The sequence below is a fragment of the Anoxybacillus sp. UARK-01 genome, from assembly GCF_002075365.1.
GTDB classification, from domain to species: domain Bacteria; phylum Bacillota; class Bacilli; order Bacillales; family Anoxybacillaceae; genus Anoxybacteroides; species Anoxybacteroides rupiense.
Genome location: NZ_NASY01000056.1, coordinates 38183 through 64003 on the forward strand (window position 1 = coordinate 38183; position 25821 = coordinate 64003).

Below are 25821 nucleotides of genomic sequence, written 5' to 3' on the forward strand. Positions count from 1 at the left end.
TAGAACTCCAATGAAATGTGCCCATCTTTCTTCCTTCCGTGGGCAGGCATGAGAAACAAGTCAAGAACTTGCCTGCGACTGTCGAAACCATCGAATTCTCCTTTGATTTACTCTATTCAATGAAGTGATGTTTTTCTTGTTTGACTGGTCGGATCAGGATCGCTGATTTATACCATTCATCCTCTCCTTTTTATCGATCATGCTCAAAGGCTCAGCTGCATATTGATTGAGGAAATAAGAAGAGATGATATAATATAATAATACCATAAAAATGTAGGAATGTTTCGAAAATAGGATGACCAATAAAAAAGGAGGAGCGAAGATGGGCAAAACGAAACACACCGGCCCAATCAAACTGAATCAGCGTCCCCAACCCTCGCTTTGGGCGAGCCTTTTGCCGATGGGAGTTGGAAAGATAAAGCCGCATCATCTCCGTGATACTTTAAAAGTGATGCTGGAAAACAAAGACCAGCTTGCTTATGCCTACCGCATTTTAACGCAGGGAGTATGCGATGGTTGTGCGCTCGGTGTATCCGGACTTCATGATCAAACATTGACAGGTCCGCATCTTTGTACGACTCGTTTAAACGTACTTCGTCTAAATACGATGCCAGCAATGGACCCAAAATGGCTGGAAGATGTGGAGGAGCTGCGCAAAATGGACAGTACAGAGCTGCGCAAGCTTGGCCGCATTCCCTATCCACTGTCACGAAAACCAGGAGAAAAAAAGTTTACAAGAATTAGTTGGAATGAAGCGTTTGAACGGATTGCCCGAAAAATCCGCTCACTTGATCCGAAACAGATCGCTTTTTATTTGACAGCGCGCGGCATTACGAATGAAGTGTATTACACTGCTGCTAAGGTAGCGCGCTTTTTAGGAACAAACAACATCGATAATGCTTCACGCATTTGTCATTCACCAAGCAAAACAGCGTTAAAGCGTTCACTTGGAATCGGTGCATCAAGCTGCAGCTATAAAGATTGGATCGGCACAGATGTTCTTGTCTTTTGGGGATCTGTGGCTGCCAACAACCAGCCGGTATCGACGAAATATATGTACGCTGCGAAAAAAGCAGGTACGAAAATCATTGTTGTGAATCCGTACCGTGAGCCGGCTATGGAAAACTACTGGATTCCGTCCATTTGGGAAAGCGCTTTATTCGGAACAAAAATCGCAGATGATTTTTATCAAGTCCATATTGGCGGAGATATCGCCTTTATAAATGGAGTTATCAAGCATTGGTTTGAGATGGAGGATGCAATTAATTGGGAGTTTGTCTCCAAACACACGAACGGTGTTGACGAGCTGCGTTCGCATGTCGCGAAATATGATTGGCAGACGCTTGAGCAGTCATCGGGGCTTTCAAAGGAACGAATGTATGAGTTTGCTAGATTACTGGCTAATGCTAAGTCAGCTGTATTTGTTTGGAGCATGGGATTGACTCAGCACCGGTTCGGTACGGATAATGTGTCACAAGTCGTTAACCTTGCCTTGCTTCGCGGGTTTATCGGACGTGAGCATTGCGGCGTCATGCCGATTCGCGGCCATAGCGGCGTGCAAGGTTCGGGGGAAATGGGGGCTGACCCATTTGTTCTTCCGGGCGGCGAATTTGATGAGGAAAATATTACCCGTCTTGAACAAATATGGGGCTTTCCGATTCCTCGCTGGCAAGGGGACACAATCGGACAAACGATTGAAAACATCTTGCTTCCCGACGGTCATGAACGAAAAGTGAAGCTGCTGTATACGAGCGGCGGCAATTTTCTTGAGACGATGCCGAATCCTGATTTTGTTCGCCAGGCGCTTGAACAGTTGGAGCTGCGCGTGCATCAAGATATTATTTTCAATACTTCAACGCTCTTAGATGCGAAGGAAGAGGTGATTATTTTACCGGCGATGACGCGATACGAGCAGCCGGGTGGCGGTACCTCGACCAGCACAGAGCGGATGGTCTATTTCAGTCCGGAAATCGACGGCCCGCGCATTGAGGAAGCGCGCGCCGAGTGGAAAATTTATGTCGATCTCGCCTCTAGAGTCAAGCCGGAACAAAAGCATCTCATCGAGTTTCAAAACGCTCAGCAAATCCGCGACGAAATCGCGGTGGCCAACCGAAACTACGACGGCATTCAACATTTACGGAAAAAAGGCGATGTGTTTCAATGGGGCGGCGCGTGGCTTTGTGAAGGCGGCATATGCCCGACACCGGACGGCCGCGGAAACCTTATTCCGATCGAATTGCCGGAGCTGCGCAAGACGGAAGGCAGCTTTTTTGTCACAACAAGGCGGGGCAAGCAGTTCAACTCGATGGTCTATAGCGAGAAAGACCCGTTTAATAACGCCGACCGTTATGATATTTTGCTGAACGAAGAAGACGCCAAATCGCTCCATATTCGCGACGGCGAACCGATCGTTGTGTACAACCGGCATGGCATGATGCAGGGGCGCGCCAAATACGCGGACGTCAAACGCGGCAACATCGCCGTCTATTGGCCGGAGGGAAATGTGCTCATTCCAAAAGGAGTGTATGAAACGTACGCGCACATTCCGGAATACAATACGGTGGCCATCGTTGAGAAAGCGGAGCATTATCATGCGCAAAAGGATCAAAACTATGCAGAAAAACGGATTGAAGAGCTCGAATTAAATGTAGAATAACGTTTGCGAAAGCGCCATTCCAAATAAGAGGGAATGGCGCTGTTTTTTTATGGGGGCATCAAGCGCCGAAATGTTAGAGGTTCTGCAAAAGAGAGGCAGGCCGCAACGATGAAAGGGGTTGTGTCGACTTAGACCACACTTGATATGCATGGTGCTTCTTGAGAACAAAGGCGGCTCATAGAGTTGTATCCATAGTATAGAGACGGTCGAGCCGCACGTTTTTGCTATACATGCAATTTTTTCTGTATAATTTCCTCTTTTTGTTAAAAGATAAAAATAACATGATCAGACAAGAGGAGGAGAAGAAATGACGATAACAGAAAAGCGACTTTTGCTCTTCTCATTCCTTGTGATCGCTTTGTTTGTATCGCCTTATTTTATTTTAGGCGAGAATGCGCATATGCGAGTACATGATAATTTAGATTCCAACATCGCTTGGTACAAGGTGCTCGCCAACAGCGGTCAGCTGTTTGGGCCGGTGGGGGCGGTCATTCCGCAAATCATTAACGGTCTGCCGCGAAATGCCTTTGGGACAGAATTTAGCGGAATCGTATGGCTCCATGCGTTATTTCCATCGATTTATGCTTATGGACTCAGCCAGCTGATTACAAGGGTATTTGCTTTTATAGGAATGTACTTATTGCTGAAAACGCATGTTATGAGAGAGAAAGAATGGGCATGGATTCGCATTGGTGTAGCACTTGCTTTTGCATTAACACCATTTTGGCCGTCCGGAATGTTAAGCACGCTTGGTATGCCGCTGGCACTTTGGGCGTTTTTTAATATTCGCGCTGGCAGGCGGTCGTGGGTGGATTATCTCGTGCTTACACTATTGCCGTTTTACTCTGGTCTTGTACTTGGTTTCTTCTTTTTCCTCAGTGCTCTGGGCATTTGGTGGCTTGTGGATGCAGTGAGGTATAAAAGATGGAATCTGCGCTTTTTGGCCGCCATCATCTATATGACTGTGTTATATTTAGCCGTTGATTATCGGCTTGTTCATTCACTTCTATTTTCCGAAGAGCCAACAAGCCGCGATGAATATTTTCATGCTGATCTTTCTTTTTGGCGTGCGGTTCGTTTGACATTTAAAAATTATATTCTTGGTCATACGCATGTCATGACCGTGCACGGACTCGTGATTTTACCAATCACGCTTTTCGCCTTGTATTTTGTGGGAAAAAGAAAGCAATGGCGGCAAGAAAGGCTGTTTTTATTTCTTCATGTGCTTAACTTTGCCCTTTCGCTGTGGTATGCGTTTTGGTTTTATCGAGGGTGGCTGCCACTTACAGAACGGTTTGATCTTCTTAATAAGTTTAATTTTGCCCGCTATCACTTCTTGCGACCTATGGTGATTTACGTATTGTTTGCTCTTTCATTGCGAATCATATGGCAGCATGCTAAAGCATGGAAAAATGTTGTGTGGCTGGCGCTTGCGCTGCAGCTTTTTATTTTAGCTATATTTAACGAAGAAATTATGTATCAAAATAAGCCGTCGTTTCGCCAGTTCTACGCTGAAAAACAATTCGCGGAAATTAAACGTTATATCGCGCGGCCCGTTGATACATACCGCGTTGCCAGCATCGGCATTCATCCGGCCATTGCTCAATATAACGGCTTTTATACGCTGGATACGTACAACAATTTTTATCCGCTCGAATATAAACATCAATTTCGGCAAATCATTGCTCCTGAGCTAGCCAAAAACCAGACGCTGCGCAAGTATTTCGATAAGTGGGGCGGCCGCTGCTATTTATTTGTCGATGAGCTTGGCAAGCACTACATGTTTAAAAAGAATTCAAAGAAGAAAATTCAACATTTAGAGCTGAATACCGATGTATTCCGCAAGATGGGCGGTCGTTATATTTTTTCGGCGCTTCCGATCGAAAACGCAGCCCAAAATCAGCTGCGGCTTGAGAAAGTGTTTCATTCCAAGGAATCCGCATGGACGATTTATTTATACAAAGTAGCATCATAGGGAGGAGAGCATCATGAGCGAACCTGTATTAACGATTGTTGTACCTTGCTACAACGAAGAAGAAGTGCTTCCGGAAACGATTCGGCAGCTGCGCGAACTGCGCGAGCAGCTTGTCAGGGAGCGGCTTATTTCCGAACGTAGTGCTTTACTATTTGTCGATGATGGAAGCCGAGATGCAACATGGACGATCATTTACAAAGCGAGTTTGCATTATCCGGAGGTCAAAGGGGTCAAGCTTGCCCATAATGCCGGCCATCAAAATGCGTTATTAGCTGGTTTGTTTTCCGCAAAAACTCGCTCAGATTGTATCATTTCCATTGACGCCGATCTACAGGATGATGTGTCGGTCATCCGCCAGTTTGTACAAAAATTTCATGAAGGGTATGAGATTGTATACGGGGTTCGCAACCGCCGCGATACAGATACGTTTTTCAAGCGTCATACAGCACAGGGATTTTATAGAATGATGAAGGCGATGGGCGTTCACCTTATATATAATCATGCCGATTACCGCTTGATGAGCAGGCGTGCGGTTGAAGAGCTGGAACGATTTGAAGAAGCCAATTTATTTTTGCGAGGAATTGTTCCATTGCTTGGATTCCGTTCAACTGTTGTTTATTATGATCGAAAGGAACGACTTGCCGGTGAAACAAAATATCCGCTAAAAAAAATGATTTCCTTTGCTCTTGACGGTATTACGTCATTTAGTGTGACACCTATTCGTTTTATTTCCATGATCGGGTTGGTTTCTTTTTTTGTCAGCCTGTTATTTGGTGCTTACTTCCTGTTTTTAAAATGGACCGGTCACACACAAACGGGATGGACATCGTTGATTACATCGATTTGGCTGCTTGGAGGATTGCAGCTGATTGCTTTTGGGCTAATCGGTGAATACATCGGAAAGATTTATAAAGAAACGAAACGGCGCCCTCGTTATATTGTGGACTTAGATTTATTTAATTTGCCATTGCCGCGATCTTCCTCGTTTCATGAAGAGCCAAGAAGAACGGAATCATTGCCGGGAGGGAGCACATAATTTTTTGCTTGCATTCTCGGGTAAGAAGGGGTAGACTGTGCTTGTAAACAGTGAAAAGGATACGGGAGTCTGTGGAATCAGGCTGAGAGTACGGCTATCATCCGCCGTTGACCGTTTGAACCTGTTGGGTAATGCCAGCGTAGGGAAAGTGATAGAGGCGATATAGATGCACTTTGCTTACGCGCAAAGTGCATTTTTATTTGCAAATCCAGCTGGACAAACGAATAAGGGAGAGGATGGAAAAGATGAATTTGCAACATGTGGCAGAAGTGCTCGATCAAGTGCGCAAGGCTAATCCACTTGTGCATAACATCACAAATGTAGTTGTGACCAATTTTACAGCAAATGGTCTGCTTGCGCTTGGCGCTTCACCAGTGATGGCCTATGCCAAGCAAGAAGTAGCGGATATGGCGCGAATTGCCGGAGCGCTTGTTTTAAATATCGGCACGCTAAATGAACAGGAAATTGAAGCGATGCTGATTGCCGGCAAGGCAGCAAATGAACAGGGAGTTCCTGTGATTTTCGATCCGGTTGGAGCGGGAGCGACGCCATATCGCACGGAAACCGCCCGAAAAATAGTCCGTCAATTAAATATTGCCGTCATCCGCGGCAATGCAGCAGAAATCGCGAATGTTATCGGCGAGCGGTGGGAGATTAAAGGAGTGGATGCCGCCGAAGGAAGCGGCGATGTGGTGGCACTAGCGAAAAAAGCAGCACAGCAGTTAAAAATGACAGTCGCTATTACCGGAAAGGACGATGTTGTCACAGACGGAGCGACGGTTTATGTGGTTCATAACGGTCATTCGCTGTTAACAAAAGTCACTGGGACAGGCTGCCTTGTCACATCTGTAATCGGAGCGTTTGCGGCTGTTGAAAAGGACTATGCAGCAGCGGCAACAGCGGCGCTTGTCAGCTATGGCGTGGCGGCGCAACTAGCTGCTGATGAAGCGGCAGAGTATGGGCCTGGAAGCTTTCAAATCGCCTTTTTAAATCAGTTGGCCAAAGTTGGCGCGGAGGCCATTAGTCAATATGGATCCTTTACCAAAGTTGAATGAAGGGGAGAGACATGGTGAATCAAGTTTATAAAGCATTAACGATTGCTGGGTCAGACAGTGGAGGTGGAGCCGGCATTCAGGCGGATTTAAAAACATTTCAAGAGTTACGCGTCTTTGGAATGTCTGCATTAACGGCGGTAACGGCGCAAAATACGCTTGGCGTGCAGGGAGTGTATCCGCTTTCTGTAGAAGCCGTTGAGCAGCAGATTGAATCCATTGGTACGGACTTAGGAGCAGACGCCGTCAAAACGGGCATGTTGTTTAATGAAGATATCATCCAAGCCGTAGCGAAAAAGGTGAAGCAATTTGGCTGGCGTCGGCTTGTCGTTGACCCGGTTATGATCGCTAAAGGCGGGGCACCACTTTTACAGGAAGCAGCGGTGTCAGCGTTAAAAACACATTTGTTGCCGCTGGCGATGGTAGCCACTCCTAACATTCCAGAGGCAGAAGTATTGACGGGGATGAAGATCCGCACATTAGAGGAACGCCAAGAAGCGGCAAAACAGCTTCACAAAATCGGAGTCACGTACGTGGTCATTAAAGGAGGCCACGATGATGTTGAAAATGCAGCGGTTGATTTGCTATATGATGGCCGTGAATTTTCCTATTTCAAGGGCGCCCGAATTGAAACGAGACATACGCATGGAACAGGCTGCACGTTTGCCGCGGCAGTAACAGCGGAGCTTGCTAAGGGGCGCAGCGTCCATGAAGCGATCGAAACAGCGAAAGCATTTATTCAAGCCGCGATTGAAAACGAACTGGAGATCGGCAATGGGCATGGCCCAACCAACCATTGGGCGTATCGGCAAAAATGGATGTCATAGGTGATAAAAATGGCGCAAACTTCAATGGATAGTCTGAAAGAGCAATTACGTGTTTATTTTATTATGGGAAGCAACAATTGTGAACGAAGTCCGTTAGAGGTGCTGGCAGAAGCGATTGAAGGCGGAATTACGATGTTTCAATTTCGCGAAAAGGGCAAAGGGGCTCTTTTGAAAAAGGAGCAGTACGCATTAGCCAAAGAGTTGCAAGCGCTTTGCCGGAAGCACCATATTCCGTTTATTGTGAATGATGATGTGGAGCTAGCATTAGAGCTTGATGCTGATGGGGTCCATATTGGACAAGACGATGAACGGGCAGATGTCGTACGAAAAAAAATAGGAAATAAAATTCTCGGCGTTTCAGCTCATAATTTGGCAGAAGCGAAACGCGCCATTGAGCAAGGCGCTGACTATCTTGGAGTCGGTCCTATTTTTCCAACCAGCACAAAAGAAGATGCAAAAGAGGCACAAGGAACGGCCGTTCTTCGTCTTATGCGTGAGCATGGCCTGTCGATACCGATCGTGGGCATTGGCGGAATTACCGCGAACAACGCAAAGAAGGTTATTGCCGCTGGAGCAGACGGGGTGTCTGTCATTAGCGCGATCAGTTTAGCTCCTTCTCCTAAAAAAAGTGCGGAATGGCTGGCAAGAGCGGTTTCTGAAGCACTGAACGAATAAGGATGTCGATCATTGGACTACTCCATATTCCGACAGAAGACTATCGCCTCAAGGAACATGACGGGCATCGCTTCATGAGTTAGAGAGAGAAATGTCGGTTGGCATTGGCTAAAGCAGTGGAATCACAAGAATCTATGTGCTATTCTATACTTGTAAGTGGTTCTTGGAAAAACTGAAGATAGGGGATTGTGACAAGGAACACCGTCCGTTACGTAAAAGCTTCAACGTTCCCTTGTCTGTGCACGGTTCGAAGCAACGAAAACCGAGCCCAGTCGAACGTGTGAAGCGGACGAATGTACAAGCTTTCTTGTCGTTTCCCATTGGAACAACGGGGAAGGTCTGCTAGCTGAAAAATCGAAGGATGTTTCCATGTTCGCAGGAATCTCCCACTTCGAAGCGAAAGTGGTAGTAATTCAAAGATGATATGATATAATGGAAAAGGAAAAGACGAAAATGAAGCGCATGGAGTGAATGATATGAACATAGGATTTGGCGAGATTGCCTTGATCGTATTTTTTGCCCTGTTACTTTTCGGCCCGAAAAAGCTGCCGGAGCTTGGACAAGCAGCTGGAAAAACGCTCCGCGAATTTAAAAATGCTACAAAAGGCATCATGGATGACGAAGAACAGAAAACGAAAAAGCACGACTGAAAAAACCGCTTGGCATAGCCGAGCGGTTTTTTAGTCTAATTCACATTCTTTGAGGGGAACGACCTTTGTCTTTTTCACGATTTTATAGCCAAGCCAAACCGCTAAAAACAATGGCAGTCCAATGTAGGAAACGAGAATGCCGTACCAATCGATTGACTTCCCCATAAAGGCCCCATAGTTCTGTCCCAAAATGACAATCGTGCAAAGCACTAGAGCGAACAAGGGTCCAAATGGAAACCATTTGGCTTTATAAGGAAGATCATTGAGATCGCGCCCTTGCGCGGCATATGCTTTGCGGAAACGGTAGTGACTGACCGCGATGCCTAGCCACGCAATGAATCCCGACATACCAGAGGCATTTAATAACCATACATAAACGGTGCCATCGCCAAAGAAAGAAGCCAAAAAAGCAAGCGTTCCTAGTGAAGCTGTGACTAGTAATGCATTAACAGGAACACCGCGGTGATTTAGCTTGGCCAGAAATTTTGGCGCTTTTCCTTCTTTTGCTAGATCCCAAAGCATTCGAGTAGATGCGTACATACCGGAATTTCCGGCTGATAAAACCGCTGTTAAAATGACGGCGTTCATAACGGATGCAGCCAACGCAATGCCAGCTTTATCAAAGACGAGAGTAAATGGGCTGACCGTAACGTCGCTATTCGCTAGATTTTCATTTGTATACGGAATAAGCAGCCCGATTGCTAAAATAGCCAGTATATAAAATAGCAAAATACGCCAAAATACTTGACGAATGGCGCGAGGAATGTTTCGTTTCGGATCCTCGCTTTCACCGGCTGCAACCCCAAGCAGCTCTGTTCCTTGGAAAGAAAATCCTGCGGCCATAAAAATGCCGAGAGTCGCCATGAACCCACCATGGAACGGAGCGTCGCCGATGGTGAAGTTTCTAAATCCAACCGCTTCACCACCCATAATACCTACAATCATGAAAAAGCTGACAATAAGAAAAATAATAACCGTTACTACTTTAATAAGGGAAAACCAATATTCGGCTTCACCAAATCCTTTTACAGATAAATAGTTAAGTAAAAACATAATCACTAAGCATAATGCGCTCCATAAAAGTGAAGGGCTATTCGGAAACCAAAATTTCATGATCATAGTCACAGCCGAGAGTTCTGCGGCAATTGTAATGGCCCAGTTATACCAGTAGTTCCATCCTAAAGCAAATCCGAGAGCAGGATCGACAAATTTCGTTGCATACGTACTAAACGTTCCGGTAACGGGCATATAAGCGGCCATTTCCGCAAGGCTGGTCATCAAAAAATATACCATCACTCCAATCGCGATATACGCTATGAGCGCTCCACCCGGTCCAGCGGTATGAATCGCTCCGCCGCTTGCTAAAAACAACCCAGTACCAATCGTTCCCCCAAGAGAAATCATTGTTAGATGCCTTGTTTTTAGCTTTCGTTGCAGCTGGTTAGGCGAAGCCGGTGTGGCGGCTTCCTGTTTTTGCATGACGCTTTCCATGTTTTCATCGCTCCTTTTTTTCATGTTGTCATGGAAAGGAGCCGGGCAATAAAAAAAGCCGCCGAAGGAGATTCGGCGGCAATGCAATCATTACCCGTATCAACCCTTCCGTGAAGATAGCGCCCCACGGTTGCTTTACGCAAACCGTGACAGTGCTGCCCCTATTCGGTGACAGCCCCAGTTCGCACATCCAGAGAAATGTGCCAACTTCGGCGGCTTTTCCCTTCGAGCGAAGTCTTCAATGTTCTCTGCATCTCGTTCGCTGTACTCATAAAAGCCGCAACCTCTACCTCATCGGGTGAATGAGGATGCTATTCATTTTGTTCCATGATGATTATAAAACAATTTTTGTACAAAAACAATATTTATTTATGCTTCAATCGCAAAAAAGCCAAACCCTTCTATGTTTACTATATACGTGGAATAGAGCGAGAGGCATGGAACGATAGAAATCCTGTTTCGTGAACTACTCACCACTTAGCTAAAGCTTGAAGTGGGAGCTTCTCAGTTCCACGACGAAAGCCGCCTTTCGTCTCCCTGAGCGTGACTTCGGGTCGTTCCAACCCTAGATGTCCGACAATTCGGAGTTCTTTTGTACCTTGGATATTTTACGCATGGAAGGATCAGCTTGGTTTTCGCATTTTATTTTCTCCATGCAACCTCCTATATCCAGTTATGAAAGAACGACATAGGTTTATTTTACCACAGGGTCAGACAATTGAACAGGCAAAAGCCTGTCCTTGTCCGAAGTCGATTCATCTCCCACTTTCATCAAGCTTCGCAAGATTTAGAAATGGGAGACTTCTCGACTGAAGAATGTTAAAACGACCAATGGTAAATAAGCAAAGAAAAAAGGATTCACGATATAAGTGAATCCTTTTTTCTTTATTATTCTGACATTTCTACAAGTTTTTTCGATAATAATAACAGAACAAAGCCAAGAACAATGGTAATGCCGCCAATTAAGCTGAAAATTTCTAGATAGCCTAATGACTCCGTAAAAGCTGCTAATTGACCTGCTAAAATATTCGCGATACCAGTTGCTGATAACCAAACTCCCATTAGCAGGGAAGCGAGACGAATCGGTGCGATGCGGCTTGTAAGTGATAGCCCAACCGGTGATAGGCAAAGCTCACCAAGCGTATGCAAAAAGTATGTTAAAACAATAAATAATGCATTTGCTTTTACCGTAATGTGTTGCTCGTCGCTTCCGGTTTGCAGCAGAGCAGGAACCAAAACAGCAAATCCGAGACCAAGCAAAATCATACCTAATCCCATCTTTGTCGGAGCTGATAAATCACCGCGTTTAGAGTTAGCCAATTTTACCCATAATGCAGATAAAACGGGTGTTAATAGAACGATAAATAATGGATTTAATGATTGAAACCAAGAGGTTGGCATGGTCCAGCTGCCGATGGATTTATCGACGAACTTATCGGTATACAATGTAAGCGAGCTTCCTGCTTGTTCGAAGCCAGCCCAGAAAAAGACAACAAAGCACATTAAAATTAAGATCACACGAATGCGCTGTTTTTCTTTTTTTGTTAACGGCTCTTTTGGCGCAGTTGAAGCTGTTTTCTGTTTGCCAATCGGCTTTTTGCCGATTTCTCCTAGATAACGATTTCCTAATAGATTAAAAAATACTTGACCAATTATCATACCGATGGATGCGGCAAGGAAACCATATTTAAATCCATACTGCACGACGCCATTGACAGTCGTTTTAAAATAATCTTCAGCTAAAAATCCACAGATCAGCGGAGCAAAAAAGGCGCCGATGTTAATTCCCATATAGAAAATGGTAAAGGCTGCATCGCGGCGCTTGTCATTTGGTCCGTACAATTCACCGACAAGCGTCGAAATATTAGGTTTAAAGAAACCGTTTCCGATAATTAATAGTAAAAGCCCCGTATATAACCCTATTTTTGTATTGACCGCAAACAGTATAAGATTGCCGACGGCCATAATAATTCCGCCGATGGTAATAGCTAAGCGACGACCTAAAAAGCGGTCAGAAAGGTATCCACCGATAATAGGGGTAAAATAAACAATCCCTGTAAAGAACCCATAAATACTTACGGCGATTCTTTGATCAAATCCTAAACCGCCACTAATGGTTGCTGTCGTTAAATAAAGAACTAGGATCGCCCGCATTCCATAGTAGCTAAAACGCTCCCAAATCTCGGTGAAGAATAAAAGATAAAGCCCGGGAGGATGTTTTTTGCTTTGTTCCTGTTGCATCGGTTGAACCTCAGGTAATGCTCCCATTTTTCTTCCTCCTAAATTGATGATCGTGCAAAGAACATTTTATTTTATAAAATATCTATAAGTCAATAAAATTATATAGAAATAGAAAAATATAAACTTTTAAACTTATCTTTATCGATTTAATAGTGTTATTAATCTAAATATTATATTATTTGTATAATGAATCTTTCCATCATACTCTATATACTAGCTATTTCGTTCAATGGAACAGGGCATTCATGGTGCTTGTTCAATTCATACTCGTTTGAGGAAGAAATGTTGACCCATTCCATTGGATGGCATCGCTTAAATGAAAAGATCGAAAGGTTCGTTCCATTTTCTCTATAGTTTCTCCATATAAACGGAATAATAGTTCTATTTTTAGGCGATCCATGCGCCTTGGAAAATGTTTTGTATGGTCTTGAAAGCTTAGGATTATGGATAAAAAAGTGAACAAATAGTGGTCAAGTTTTCTGAGATGCGCTACGATAAGATACGGAAGGAGGAGAAAGATTGAAGAAATACCTCATCGCGCTTTTGACTGCTTTTGCGGTTCTCGTGTTAACGGGATGCCAATCATCTTCAGAAAAAATTCCAGCTATTGTTCAACGGGTCATTGATGGGGATACGTTAAAAGTTGCAGTCGGAAGCAAAGAAGAAACCGTCCGTTTGTTGTTGGTTGACACACCTGAATCTGTACATCCGACCAAGCCCGTGCAGCCGTTTGGCGTGGAGTCAAGTCAATATGTGAAGCAATTACTGCCATCAGGGACAAAGGTGGAGCTGGAATTGGATGTGAGAGAGCGAGACAAATACGGCCGGCTGCTAGCCTATGTATGGATCGGAAACAAAATGCTTAATGAGCTGCTGCTGGAGCAGGGCTATGCTCGGGTGGCTTACGTATTTGAGCCTAATACGAAATATGTCGATGAATTCCGGAAAATTCAGGAGAAAGCCAGGGAGAAGCAACTGGGGATTTGGTCAATAGAAAATTATGCAACAGATCAAGGATTTAACGATCAAGCTTCTTCTTCATCATCGTGCTCTAAGCCAATGATTAAAGGCAATATTTCAAAAAGCGGAGAAAAAATTTATCATGTTCCTGGAAGTCCGCAATATAAGGTAACAAAGGCAGAAAGAATGTTTTGTACTGAGAAAGAGGCACAAGATGCAGGATTTCGCAAACCGCTACGCTAAATCCCTCTCTCCATATTAAGGGGAGAGGGATTTAGTTTGAACTGGGAAGGGAAATCATAAAGGAAGTAACATGCTGATTGGAAGAGCAGGTGATTTGGCCGCCATGATCTTCAATAATTTTTTTACATACATACAGGCCGATTCCTGTGCCAAGCTTTTTCGTTGTGAAAAATGGCTCAAAGATGGCGTGAATGGCTTCCGAAGGAATCATTGGACCGTTATTAGAAATCATGATGGCAATCTTTCCGTCCATCAAAGACACATCAATATTGATCCGCCGCGGCTTTTCCTTTTCTTTGACCGCCTCGATGGAATTGAGAAGAATATTCATGATGACCTGTTTGAGCTGATTCCTATAGACAAATACAGTCAATGTTGAATCGATATTGGTAGACACATCGACATCTTCATCCACAAAGCTTGGGTACAGAAAGGATAGGATCTCTTCGAAAAACTCGGAAAGAGATACAGTCTCCTTTTTCTCTTCAACCGCTTCTTTTCTTGAAGCATGAAGAAATTGAGAAATGCGAAATTTCAATTGTTGGAGCTCATGTTCAATAATATCCAAATATTTTAAGGTTGGATGTTCAAATTTTAGCAGCTGAATAAACCCGATAATAGCCGTCAATGGATTGCGAAATTCATGAACGAAACTCGAAGACATTTGGCCAAGCAATGTGAGCCGATCTTTATGAGACTGAGAAATAAACAAGTTTCTTTTTTTGAATTTCCGCATCTTTTAGTTCGGTGTATTTTGTAACCGCATAAAACGAAAAACGATCAAATAAAGCGTTAATATCGTCAATTAATGGTTGAAGCTCGTCAATTGGAAGACCAGACTGCAACGCATACCGGATTAATAGACTTCGGCCGAGGTTTGTATTATAGACAAATTCACCGATATTCACATTTGCTTCTGCTCTTTCTTTTGCGATTTTTTCCGCCAGTGCTTGAATGTGTTCTGACGGAAGGGGATGGCTGAGCATTTCTTTCACAAGTTGAAAGAAAGATAGCCCGTTATGCTCTACTTGATCAATATATTTATCATTATCGGCGATACGCACATGGTTTCGCCAATGCGTTAGAAAATCAGATACATGCTCTTCTAGAAACGCAATTAGTTTTTCTTTTGAAGACTCCAAATCCACTCACCTCATTTATCCGCTCGCCATCGCATGTTATTATTATAAAAGGAAATAGCTAAAATGATAAAGAGAAATATTGCTAAATTTGCAGTTTTTACAATGCTCTATTGCTGAATGATATCATACAAAATTTTTTCGTCATTTTTCACAAGTTTCTCACAATATTTGTTTATAATATGTCAAGTGTTTCGCCTGAAAAGGAGGAGAACAATGAGACTTGCCCTTGTGCTTGCCTTTATGTTTGTCAGCTTGTTAATGGGGTGCGAACGACAGGAAGAGTTTACGCCGATTCCTAAACGGATGAAAGTGTTGATTAGTATAAATATTAAGGATGGCAGTGTCACATTTTTCGATTTAAAACGTGAAAAAAAATACGCCCAATGGGAGCTTGGTCAGCCTATTCAAGGAGGAGTGCTGCTGAATAACGGGAGCACGCTGCTGTTATACGGACATGAGCTGGACCGGGCATATGAGTATAATTTGGCAACTGGGAAAATGGAGAAGGAATGGAAAATAGGCAAGGGGATTATTAGTGCACTTGTTTCCAATGATCAACAGCATCTATTATTAGCTGACCAAAATCAAAAGGCGATCCGCATTTTTCACATGAACGGCAAAGAAAATGGATCCATCAAAATAGGAAGCCAGCCCCTTACTCTACTGCAAAACAGCACAGGGACACGTGTGTATGCGATTGATTTCCAAGATGAAAAAGCCGCTGTGATCGATATGGAGAAACATCAAGTGACCCATACGTTTTCGGTTCCGAAATTTGCGCTCGGCGGTTTGCTTCGCGAGCGGGAGCAAGAGCTTTGGGTTGGCGGCCATGGAAGCGGAAGTTCGGTAGAAACCGTGATTCATATCTATTCATTACCTAGTGGAACACTCATGAAGACGATTCCTGCTCCAGAGATGCCTATTAGTTTTGCCGAGACAAATGAAGGAATTTTTGCATTAAGTCACGGCTCAAATACTGTGCGCAAATGGGATCATGCAGGAGAGGAAAAAGCGTCGATTACAGTAGGGGCGAATCCGTTTGTGATGATTGGCGAAAGCCATTACTTATATGTCGCAAGCTATGACAGCAATGAAGTGACGGTCATTGATGGCCGTACACTCCAAGTGGTTCAACGATTGACAACGGGAAAAGGTCCGTTTCAACTAATGATAAGAGAGGAAGGGTGAGAATGGAGACGAAGCAAACGATTCTGGTTGTTGATGATGAGGAGGATATGCGTTTTTTAGTATGTATGTATCTTGAAAACTCGGGATTTACCTGTTTGCAAGCACAAGATGGACGAGAGGCGCTGGCGCTTATCCAGAAACAAACCATCGACTTGATTTTGCTTGATATCATGATGCCGAATATGGACGGGTTTTCATTATGTGAGCATATTCGCGGCTATTCGAATGTGCCGATTATCTTTTTGACAGCAAAAGGAGATGAATGGGATAAAGTTCGTGGATTTAAGCTTGGCGGTGACGATTACATCGTAAAGCCATTTAGCCCCGGAGAGTTAATTGCGCGCATTGAGGCGATCATGAGACGCACATATCAAGCCAAAAAGCAAGATGACCTTTCTTTTGGAGGGCTTTTGATTGATGAAAAAGGACGGAAAGTGACGGTAAAAGGAGAAAATGTTATTTTAACATTAAAAGAATTTGACTTGCTTCTTTTTCTTGCTAAGCATCGCGGACAAGTATTTAGCAGGGAAGATTTGCTTATTCGGATATGGGGATATGATTATGCAGGAAACGCTCGAACGGTGGATACACACATTAAAACATTAAGGTTAAAGCTAAAGGAAAGTGGAGCATTCATTAAAACGGTGTGGGGGATTGGCTATAAATTTGAGGTGTGACAGATGCGGCGAAAATCCATGACTTTAGTACAAAAGATTTGGCTGGCTATGAGCCTTGTTGTGATTATTACTGTACTTTTTTCTTATTTTCTTTTAAATTATTTTTACCAAAATTTATATGTAAATAAAGTGGAACAAACATTGATTGAAGAAGGCAGAAATTTAGCAAGCGATTATCAAGGAGGACCAATAACTGAAGAATATCGGAAGCGGGTAGAATGGTATAAGGAAAAGACGACATCGGAAGTGCTGCTCGTCAGCAACCCGCGGGAATTAAGCGCTTGTTTGCCGTTTCAAGTCGATTACGATTCGTTGATTAGCGAAGCAGATCGGCAAAAGCTGCTTGAAGGAAAAGTAGTGACGAAAACAGGCTATGAAAAGCGATTTGGGCGCAAAATCATGGGTGTGATCGTGCCGCTATTGGACGAGCATCGCTTACAAGGAGTGTTTTATCTTTATATTCCGCTTGCGACCATTCAGGAAATGACCAAGGAGGCTGCGTCCATTTGGATTCCGCTTGCTATTTTATTTGTGGCGGCTTTGCTGCTGTTCGGAAAAAAAATGGCGGACCGCTTGGCTGGACCGCTCAAGGAGATGGAAAGAGTTGCTTACAGCATGTCGCAGGGGGATTATGAAGCAAGGATTCCGACTCAAGCGAATGACGAAATAGGAAGGCTCGCTCGGGCGTTTAATGTAATGGCCAAAGCCATTCACGAGGAGGATATGCGCAAGAGGGAATTCCTCGCCAATGTGTCGCACGAATTGCGAACGCCGCTCAGTTATGTCAAAGGATACAGTGAAGCCATTTTAGCAGGAATGGTGAAAACAAAAGAAGAAGAAACAAAATACATGAAGCTCATTCATCGAGAAGCAGGAAGAATGGAACGGCTTGTCCGCGACTTACTTGATTTAGCGCAATTGGAAGGAAAAAGCGTCCCACTGCAAAAGGTGCCGCTCGTATTTTCACAAGTTATTGAAGATACGTTAGCCAAATATGAGCCATTTTTGCATGAAAAGGAAATACAAGTTGTCGCAGATTTAAGTCCAGAAGTGATTGTTGAAGGGGATGGCGATCGCATGGAGCAAGTCATCCATAATTTGCTCGACAATGCGATCCGCTATACGCCAAAAGGAGGCACGATCACACTGCAGCTTTTTGAAGCGGAGGCTCATTCTTGCTGCTTTGTCATCCGTGATTCCGGAAAAGGCATTCCAAAGGAGAAGCTCCTGCTGTTGGGACAGCGTTTTTTCCGTGTCGATCAAGCGCGCACAAGAGCAGAAGGCGGCACGGGGCTTGGATTAGCGATTGTCAAACAGATCGTCCATCTTCATGGTGGCACGATAGCGTTTGCGAGCGAAGAGGGAAAAGGAACAGAGGTGTCCATTTATTTGCCAATGTGGGATGACCAGCAACATGAGGTCGAGTGAACGGAATACAGAATCATGAAAAACTCCAGCCACTCTCGGTGCGACAGATCCAATCGATTCACTCGGTTCTTGCGCTCTGTGATCTTATGAATGAGCAGTATCAGTAAAACTTACAAACCGGGATTCTAGAATAAAAGCTTGTTTGATCTTTCAGCTTCCCTCTTCCTCACATAAATGGCCAAGCGTTGAAAGAGGAAAGGTGAAGCAATATAATCGTTAAAGAAAAATGATAAACAAAGGTTGGCGATATTGATGAAGCGGTATCAGTCTATTTTAGATGTGATCGGCAATACACCAGTAGTCAAACTAAACCGAATTCCCGATCCGAAGGGAGCAGAGGTATATATCAAGCTTGAATCATTTAATCCGGGTGGAAGCGTGAAAGATCGGGCTGCATTTCAAATGATTCAGCGCGCGGAGGAAGAAGGGAAAATCGTGCCAGGAAAAAGTACGATTATTGAGCCGACCTCTGGAAATACAGGGATCGGACTAGCCATGGTATGCGCTGCGAAAGGTTATCGCTGCATGATTACCATGCCGGATAATGCCACAATGGAGCGTGTCAAGCTTTTAAAGGCGTACGGCGCTGAGGTGCATCTAACTCCTTCTTCGCTTCGCATGCAGGGGGCGATTGATGAAGCGCATCGTCTTGCGGCTGTTATTGAAGATAGTTTTATTCCAATGCAATTTGAAAATCCCGCTAATCCAGATGCCCATAGACAGAGCACGGCTTTAGAAATTTTAGCGGCCTTTGAAGGAAGGCTTGATGCTTTTGTGCTAACCGCTGGAACAGGAGGAACCGTGACGGGTACGGGCGAGGAGCTAAAAAAGCATCTTCCTCGTTTGCGGATTTATGTCGTAGAACCGTACGGCTCGCCTGTACTGTCTGGAGGAGAACCGGGGCCGCATAAAATCCCGGGAACTGGGCCTGGATTTGTTCCAAAGATATTAAATCGCGACATTTTTGATGAAATTTTATTAATTAAAGATGAAGATGCCCAAACGATGGCGCGCCGTTTAGCAGCAGAAGAAGGGATTTTGGTGGGGGCTTCAGCTGGCGCGGCTGCACATTATGCGATAGAAATAGCAAAGCGATTGCCGTCTGATGCCCGTGTTCTTTGCATGGCGCCCGATTCTGGAGAACGGTATTTATCATGGGATTTGTTCCATTTTTAGAAAGGCTCGCTGACTGGCGCGCCTTTTATAGCTATTTATTGTGACGTAACTTGGCAGCTCAACATTAGCATTGATATGGAAGCGACGCATCATCAAAATAGATACATTCCATTTTCTAATTTCTATATGCACAACAAGCTCTCGTTTGGTTATGGATGAGATCGGTGAATGGCAGGAGAGATAAAGAGGAAGCTGCTCTTCCTTCCTTTGGATTGTTTGGTATTTTGCTCGCTACAAAACTGTTTCAAAGCAAACCGTTTGCATGGATGAAAGTGAATAAAATAGCTGCTAAAATAAACGCACGACATTTTCGTGCTTTTTTTATTGAAAACGAACCTCTATTCTCTAAAATAGAAATAGGTAGGTGAGAAACATGCTGAACCAGCGCAAAACGTTGCAACAAGTCATTGAAGACTGGAAAGAGAATGAATGCGTTGCCTATTGGCATACCATTCCGGAAAAAGAAGCACAAAGCACACCGTTTCCTGAATCGCTTCATCCTGCTTTGCGGCATGCTTTAGAGAAACGAGGCATTTCATCGTTATATATCCATCAAAAAAAAGCATATGAAGCGGTAGAAGCCGGACGAAATATCGTGGCTGTTACACCGACGGCGTCAGGAAAAACATTGTGTTATAACTTGCCTGTGCTGCAGAAGATATTGCAGCAAAAGGAAGCAAGAGCGCTTTATGTATTCCCGACGAAGGCGCTGGCTCAAGATCAAAAAAGCGCCTTAAATGAGCTTATTGGGGAAATGGAAACAACAATTTATTGTGATACGTATGATGGAGATACATCGCCAACCATTCGGCAAAGGGTGAGAAAAGCGGGCCATATTGTCATAACAAATCCCGATATGTTGCATTCAGGAATTTTGCCGCATCATACGAAATGGGTGTCATTGTTTGAGAATTTGCAATTTGTTGTGATTGACGAGCTTCACACATATCGGGGAGTATTTGGTAGCCATGTTGCCAACGTCATCCGTCGTTTAAAACGAATTTGTGAATTTTATGGAAGTCATCCGCGTTTTATTTGCACATCGGCCACGATTGCGAACCCAAAAGAGCATGCAGAAGTGCTAACAGGGGAAGCGATGGAGCTCATTGATCAAAATGGAGCGCCGTCGGGAAGAAAGCATTTTGTCTTTTATAATCCTCCGGTTGTCAACCGAGCATTAAACATTCGCAGAAGTGCTACATTGGAAGCGAAAGCGATCGCGAGCGAACTGTTAAAGCATCGCATTCAAACCATCGTATTTGCAAAAAGTCGTGTTCGTGTCGAAATTTTGCTTACTTATTTGCAACAGCTCATCAAGCACGAATTGGGGAGCAAAGCTATTCGTGCTTATCGGGGAGGCTATTTGCCGAATGAGCGCAGAGAGATTGAACGAGGGTTGCGAAACGGAGAAATTTATGGAGTAGTCAGTACGAACGCGCTTGAGTTAGGAGTGGACATCGGCCAGCTGCAGGCATGCGTGCTAACAGGATATCCTGGTACGATTGCAAGCACTTGGCAGCAGGCGGGGCGGGCTGGTCGACGTCAAGAGGAAGCAATGGTAGTCATGGTGGCCAGCTCCAGCCCGCTCGATCAGTATATTATTCAACATCCTGCATATGTATTGGAGAGGAGTCCGGAAAGCGCACGCTTAAATCCGAATAATCTTGTGATTCTCGTCGATCACGTGAAATGTGCGGCTTTTGAATTGCCTTTTCGCCAAGGGGAAACATTTGCTGGTGTCGAGATCGAGGAAATTCTTGAATATTTGGCAGACGAGCGAGTGCTTTATCGAAGAGGAAATAAATGGTATTGGATGAGTGACTCGTTTCCAGCTCATGGCATCAGTTTGCGTTCCGCCTCTCAGGAAAATGTGGTCATTATCGATGTGTCAAATAGAGGAGACCATCGGGTAATCGGAGAAATGGACCGCTTTAGTGCGATGACATTGCTTCATGAGGAAGCGATCTATTTGCATCAAGGGGTTCAGTATCAGGTGGAGAAGCTGGATTGGGAAGAGAAAAAAGCGTATGTTCGCGAAGTAGATGTCGACTATTTTACTGATGCGAATGTAGCAGTCGAATTGAAAGTGCTTGAGGAGGATCGGAAGAGGGAAGCGGACTTATCAATCATCGGATTTGGCGATGTGATGGTGCTCGCGAAAGCGACGATTTTTAAAAAAATCAAACTAGAAACACACGAGAATATCGGCTCAGGACCGATTTATTTGCCGGAGGCGGAGCTACACACGAACGCCGCATGGATCAGCATCAAGCGGGAAGCGCTGCCGCATTGGAACGATGAACGCATGGAGCAAGGGTTGCTTGGAATCACCCATGTTCTCCAGTATGTGGCTTCTTTGTTTTTGATGTGCGACCGCGCCGACTTGCATGTCGTACCGCAAGTAAAATCGCTCCATAATGAACAACCGACCATTTTCGTTTATGATCGGTATCCGGGAGGAATTGGACTAAGTGATGCGTTGTATCATGAGATGGAGCAGGTGCTTAGGGAAGCCAAACAAATGATTGAGCGCTGTCCATGTGAATCTGGTTGCCCGTCCTGCATTGGGACTCATATATCATCCGAACGAGCGAAACGCGATGCGCTTAAGCTTTTGGCCATCCTTAACGAAGAAAAGGAGGAGGAGCATGTCGATTAAAGAAAAGCTGGCAAAATTAAAAGGAACGAGTATCGCCGCGGCTTCGCCAGCTTGCAGAGATGATGAAACAGAGACGGACGTGCCTTATTTGGCACAATGGCGTACCATGAATGCTGAGCCGTTTTTTTTCGATGGAGAGTATTGCTTGATTCGCGAAGTCACTTATTCACTCGATCAACAGCATGGAATCTATCGGCTTGGCGAATTGCATGAGATCCATGAAAAATGGCAGCAGGCTTTATTCTCTCATCCGCTTTCTAGCAAAGGCCATGATATAAGCGATTTATTTTTTTTTGATACGGAAACGACAGGACTTGGAAGCGGAACAGGAAATACAATTTTTTTGCTTGGACATGCACGTGTATATGCTGATCGCATTGTGGTGCGTCAGCATTTTTTGCCACATCCGGGGGCGGAAGTAGCCCTTTATCAAAGCTTTTTATCAGAGGTAGACTATACAACGCTTGTGACCTATAACGGAAAAGCCTTTGATTGGCCGGTGTTAAAGACGCGTCATACCCTCCTCCGTGACACCGTACCGAAATTGCCGGCATTTGGGCATTTCGATTTATACCATGCTTCACGAAGAATATGGAAGCATCGGTTGGAATCTGTCAAGCTAGCCCATGTAGAGAAAGAAATTCTTGGGGTGGAGCGAACAGAGGATATTCCCGGGTTTTTAGCACCTATGATGTATTTTGAATTTCTCTCATCAAAGCAACCAGACGGAATGACCGGGGTGCTGAAGCATAATGAAATGGATGTGCTGTCTCTTATTGTTCTATACATCCATTTATCGAAGCAAATTTTGCAAGCGTACGATATCGAACATGTGACAGAAAAGTTAGAGATGGGCCGATGGTTTGATTCTGTTGGCGAAGCTGGGGAAGCGAGAAAAATATATGAGCAAGTAGCCGAAAAGGAAGGGAAGGAATCCGCAAGAGCGAAATGGCAGCTTTCGCTTATTTATAAAAAAGAAAAGCAGTATGAAAAGGCCGTCAAACTTTGGAGAGAGCTGTTGCAGGCTGATTTTGATCCGCGGAGCATCAAAGCTGCAGTGGAGCTGGCCAAACTATATGAACATGTTTATAAAAAGCCAGAAGAGGCTTATGAATATGTGCAAACAGCTTATCACATGTGGAAAAAGATCGCTCGTACCCATCGCTTCAGCGAGCCTTCCGACGAGCTGCTCAAGCGATTGAAGAGGCTTGAACGGAAAATCAGGAAATGATGATTTCCCCGGAAAGCGCAAAAAACGACAGAACATACAGAAAATTTATTTTTTATTGCGAATATTGTAGAAAAATCGCAAAGGGTGTACAATTATGTGTTGTGAATAGTGCGAAAAAACAAGTAGTAATGGGGAGACGAGCCTTGAAAAGGATGTATAAAAAAATTTTGTATTTATTTTTTGTCGTGGTTGGCTTAACGGTCGTTGTATTTACCAATTTAACATGATATAACGGAGAAAATGGGTATCTATACTAGTACGTGTCCGCTCCTTTCATCATAGGCTAGTATTGTAAAACAGCTTATGATAAATCAAAAGGAGAGATGTATTTATGCATTGCAGACCAAATGTAACGGCGCCAATTGTTCATCCGCCAAAATGTTGTGTACAGCATCACTTCCAAGCAACCATTGTACCACATATTCACCCGTCTCATACGACGCATGTCAATCATCATCTTTACCAGCATCAACACTATTTCCCGCACACGGAGTCGGCGGTAAATGAGACGGCAAATCAACAATTCTTTTGCGGTGGAGGCCCTGCGCCAATGCCACTTGGACCAGGACCAGTAGGACCGATGCCTTGGGGTTTCTAAGCCGCAAAGAAACAGGAACTGAAAAATTCAGTTCCTGTTTTATTTCTCCGAAAAGGAGGGAGAAAAAAGTGCTCAAGGTCCTTGCATTAAGCGGATACAAGCCGCATGAGCTTCATATTTTTTCCCATCATCACCCAGCTGTTGCTTATATCAAAAAAGTGATTAAAAAGCGTCTAACGGAGCTGGCGGATGAAGGGCTGGAATGGGTCATGATTAGCGGACAGCTTGGCGTCGAATTATGGGCAGCAGAAGCGGTATATGAATTGCAGGAATCCTATCCGCATCTGCGTTTAGCCGTCATTGCTCCATTTTTAAATCAAGAAGAACGATGGAAGGAAGAAAACCGCGAGTATTACGAATCGATTGTTTCACAAGCGGACTTTTTTGACTGTGTAACTAAACGCCCTTACGAAAGTCCTATGCAATTTCGCTTAAAAAACGAATTTATTGTTGCTAAAAGTGAGGGGCTGCTGCTTGTTTATGACGAAGAGCAAGAAGGAACGCCAAAGTTTTTACTAAACGTCGCCAAAAGAAGAAAAAACTATCCTATTTTTTTTATTTCATTTTCTGATTTACAGGCTATCATAGAAGAAGAACAAATGAATCAATGGTAAATTGACAATCGATCGACTTTCTGAAAAAATAAAGAAAAGAAAAGCGGAATGTGGAATTAAGGGGGCGAATTTTTATGTTAGCAGGTCGCGTGAAACTGACAGCGAAGGATATTCTAGAAAAAGAATTTAAAGTAAGCATGCGGGGCTATAATCAAGATGAGGTAGATCAGTTTTTAGATGCGATTATTAAGGATTATGAAGCGTTTCATCAAGAAATTGAGGAGCTTCAGCAAGAAAACCTACGTTTAAAGCATCAAATAGAGCAGCTGCAAAAACGGCCAGCTACTCCTGTTGGCACGACCAATTTTGATATTTTACAGCGGTTGTCAAATTTAGAAAAGCACGTATTTGGCAACAAATTATATGAATAGGTTACATAAAACACAAAATTTCCATTGAAGTGAAGGAAAAAATGGACTATACTACATTATGCAGATATTGCGCCATTGATAATGTTCGGGTAATCGCTGCGGCAGTTTTGCCGTAGAGGAAAGTCCATGCTCGCACGGTGCTGAGATGCCCGTAGTGTTCGTGCCTAGCGAATCCATAAGCTAGGGCAGTCTGGCTTCGGCTGGGCTGACGGCGGGGAAAGAGCCTAAGTCAAGTTCTGATATGGCTCGATTACCCTGAAAGTGCCACAGTGACGTAGCTCTAAGGGAAACCTTAGAGGTGGAACGCGGTAAACCCCTCGAGCGAGAAACCCAAATGATGGTAGGGGCATCTTCCCGAAGGAAATGAACGGAGGGAAGGACAGATGGCATGTTCCATCTGTAGATAGATGATTACCGCCGGAGTACGAGGCGAAAAGCCGTTTGCAGTACGAAGGAACAAAACATGGCTTACAGAGCATTATTAATGGCTAAACATGGTGGCAAAAGCTCTCCTGCATATAGGAGGGCTTTTCTTGCTTCTGTCGAACGGTACTGTGTATCGTTAAATATCCTTAATGCTTTTGAAGCCCCTGGGTAGGAGAGCTGCCAAAAAGCATTGGGATTTTAGAGCCGATCATTGCTTTGTTTTTTACGGTGCATACGTAAAATATCTCTTCGGCTGAGTCGAGCCATCTTTTCCATGTATTTATACAGTATAAGGACAACAGATTCTGATGGCACAAGTACATAAAATATTTATCATTTTTGAACGTTCAAACACATATTCCATCATTCTAAAATGATACAATGAAATTAAAGCGGTTGAAGCTAGAGAAAATCATATGCAGTCGGTCTTTTTCTTTTGTTTCGTTTCACGCATATGAGAGTACAGAGAGATTACCCTTTTCTACCTGCAATCATTCATATCGTG

At 44.0% G+C, this 25821-nt stretch carries 19 protein-coding genes, 1 other RNA gene, 1 pseudogene and 2 riboswitches; of the genes and pseudogenes, 18 read left to right on the plus strand and 3 right to left on the minus strand.

Annotated features, from left to right (window positions below):
- Nucleotides 1–322 precede the first annotated feature (322 nt).
- The 7 genes from B6A27_RS17595 (at nt 323) to B6A27_RS17625 (ending at nt 8871) form a co-directional block, all read left to right on the plus strand.
- Nucleotides 323–2656, plus strand: a complete 2334-nt coding sequence (locus tag B6A27_RS17595; RefSeq protein ID WP_080862811.1) for an FdhF/YdeP family oxidoreductase — start codon at nt 323–325, stop codon at nt 2654–2656.
- Nucleotides 2657–2963: 307 nt separating this feature from the next.
- Complete coding sequence (locus B6A27_RS17600) at nt 2964–4631, plus strand: DUF6044 family protein (RefSeq protein WP_080862812.1); 1668 nt, start codon at nt 2964–2966, stop codon at nt 4629–4631.
- Between the two features lie 13 nt (nt 4632–4644).
- The gene (locus tag B6A27_RS17605; protein WP_080862813.1) at nt 4645–5667 is read left to right on the plus strand and encodes a glycosyltransferase family 2 protein; all 1023 of its coding nucleotides are present in this window, start codon (nt 4645–4647) and stop codon (nt 5665–5667) included.
- Nucleotides 5668–5718: 51 nt separating this feature from the next.
- Nucleotides 5719–5830: riboswitch (TPP riboswitch) on the plus strand.
- 82 nt (nt 5831–5912) lie between these two features.
- A complete protein-coding gene (thiM, locus tag B6A27_RS17610) occupies nt 5913–6722 on the plus strand; it encodes a hydroxyethylthiazole kinase (RefSeq protein WP_066148681.1) in 810 nt (269 codons plus the stop codon).
- A gap of 11 nt (nt 6723–6733) precedes the next feature.
- Complete coding sequence (gene thiD / locus B6A27_RS17615; RefSeq protein WP_080862814.1) at nt 6734–7546, plus strand: bifunctional hydroxymethylpyrimidine kinase/phosphomethylpyrimidine kinase; 813 nt, start codon at nt 6734–6736, stop codon at nt 7544–7546.
- 9 nt (nt 7547–7555) lie between these two features.
- On the plus strand, nt 7556–8221 hold the full coding sequence (thiE, locus tag B6A27_RS17620; RefSeq protein WP_080862815.1) for a thiamine phosphate synthase: 666 nt from the start codon (nt 7556–7558) through the stop codon (nt 8219–8221).
- Between the two features lie 476 nt (nt 8222–8697).
- Nucleotides 8698–8871: a twin-arginine translocase TatA/TatE family subunit gene (locus B6A27_RS17625; RefSeq protein ID WP_044746464.1), complete on the plus strand. Its 174-nt coding sequence runs from the start codon at nt 8698–8700 to the stop codon at nt 8869–8871.
- A 30-nt stretch (nt 8872–8901) separates the two neighbouring features.
- Here B6A27_RS17625 and B6A27_RS17630 read toward each other — a convergent pair whose 3' ends face one another.
- The gene (locus B6A27_RS17630; RefSeq protein WP_080862816.1) at nt 8902–10362 is read right to left on the minus strand and encodes an amino acid permease; all 1461 of its coding nucleotides are present in this window, start codon (nt 10360–10362) and stop codon (nt 8902–8904) included.
- Nucleotides 10363–10471: 109 nt separating this feature from the next.
- Nucleotides 10472–10659: riboswitch (Lysine riboswitch) on the minus strand.
- 591 nt (nt 10660–11250) lie between these two features.
- Nucleotides 11251–12630: a peptide MFS transporter gene (locus tag B6A27_RS17635; RefSeq protein WP_066148689.1), complete on the minus strand. Its 1380-nt coding sequence runs from the start codon at nt 12628–12630 to the stop codon at nt 11251–11253.
- A 492-nt stretch (nt 12631–13122) separates the two neighbouring features.
- On the opposite strand from B6A27_RS17635, the gene B6A27_RS17640 reads away from it, so the two are divergent.
- Nucleotides 13123–13806, plus strand: a complete 684-nt coding sequence (locus B6A27_RS17640) for a thermonuclease family protein (RefSeq protein WP_080862817.1) — start codon at nt 13123–13125, stop codon at nt 13804–13806.
- Between the two features lie 31 nt (nt 13807–13837).
- Here the strand turns inward: B6A27_RS17640 and B6A27_RS17645 are convergent.
- Nucleotides 13838–14948: pseudogene (locus B6A27_RS17645) on the minus strand (histidine kinase N-terminal domain-containing protein).
- Nucleotides 14949–15161: 213 nt separating this feature from the next.
- Between B6A27_RS17645 and B6A27_RS17650 the strand changes: the two are divergent.
- The 10 genes from B6A27_RS17650 (at nt 15162) to rnpB (ending at nt 25366) form a co-directional block, all read left to right on the plus strand.
- On the plus strand, nt 15162–16136 hold the full coding sequence (locus B6A27_RS17650; RefSeq protein ID WP_080862818.1) for a YncE family protein: 975 nt from the start codon (nt 15162–15164) through the stop codon (nt 16134–16136).
- A gap of 2 nt (nt 16137–16138) precedes the next feature.
- Nucleotides 16139–16813, plus strand: a complete 675-nt coding sequence (locus tag B6A27_RS17655) for a response regulator transcription factor (protein ID WP_080862819.1) — start codon at nt 16139–16141, stop codon at nt 16811–16813.
- A 3-nt stretch (nt 16814–16816) separates the two neighbouring features.
- Nucleotides 16817–18241: a sensor histidine kinase gene (locus tag B6A27_RS17660; protein WP_080862820.1), complete on the plus strand. Its 1425-nt coding sequence runs from the start codon at nt 16817–16819 to the stop codon at nt 18239–18241.
- Between the two features lie 252 nt (nt 18242–18493).
- Nucleotides 18494–19417, plus strand: a complete 924-nt coding sequence (cysK, locus tag B6A27_RS17665) for a cysteine synthase A (RefSeq protein WP_080862821.1) — start codon at nt 18494–18496, stop codon at nt 19415–19417.
- Between the two features lie 376 nt (nt 19418–19793).
- Nucleotides 19794–22076 carry a DEAD/DEAH box helicase gene (locus tag B6A27_RS17675; RefSeq protein ID WP_139788168.1) on the plus strand — a complete coding sequence of 761 codons (2283 nt, stop codon included), beginning with the start codon at nt 19794–19796 and terminating at the stop codon, nt 22074–22076.
- A complete protein-coding gene (locus B6A27_RS17680) occupies nt 22066–23307 on the plus strand; it encodes a ribonuclease H-like domain-containing protein (protein WP_080862823.1) in 1242 nt (413 codons plus the stop codon). The genes B6A27_RS17675 and B6A27_RS17680 overlap by 11 nt, the downstream gene beginning before the upstream one ends.
- Before the next feature lie 331 nt (nt 23308–23638).
- Nucleotides 23639–23905, plus strand: coding sequence for a spore coat protein (locus tag B6A27_RS17690; RefSeq protein WP_080862824.1), 267 nt, complete (start codon nt 23639–23641; stop codon nt 23903–23905).
- Between the two features lie 68 nt (nt 23906–23973).
- Nucleotides 23974–24519: an SLOG family protein gene (locus B6A27_RS17695; RefSeq protein WP_080862825.1), complete on the plus strand. Its 546-nt coding sequence runs from the start codon at nt 23974–23976 to the stop codon at nt 24517–24519.
- Nucleotides 24520–24593: 74 nt separating this feature from the next.
- Complete coding sequence (gene gpsB, locus B6A27_RS17700; protein ID WP_044742380.1) at nt 24594–24890, plus strand: cell division regulator GpsB; 297 nt, start codon at nt 24594–24596, stop codon at nt 24888–24890.
- Between the two features lie 81 nt (nt 24891–24971).
- Nucleotides 24972–25366, plus strand: an RNA gene (gene rnpB, locus B6A27_RS17705) — RNase P RNA component class B.
- The last annotated feature ends 455 nt before the right edge of the window (nt 25367–25821 follow it).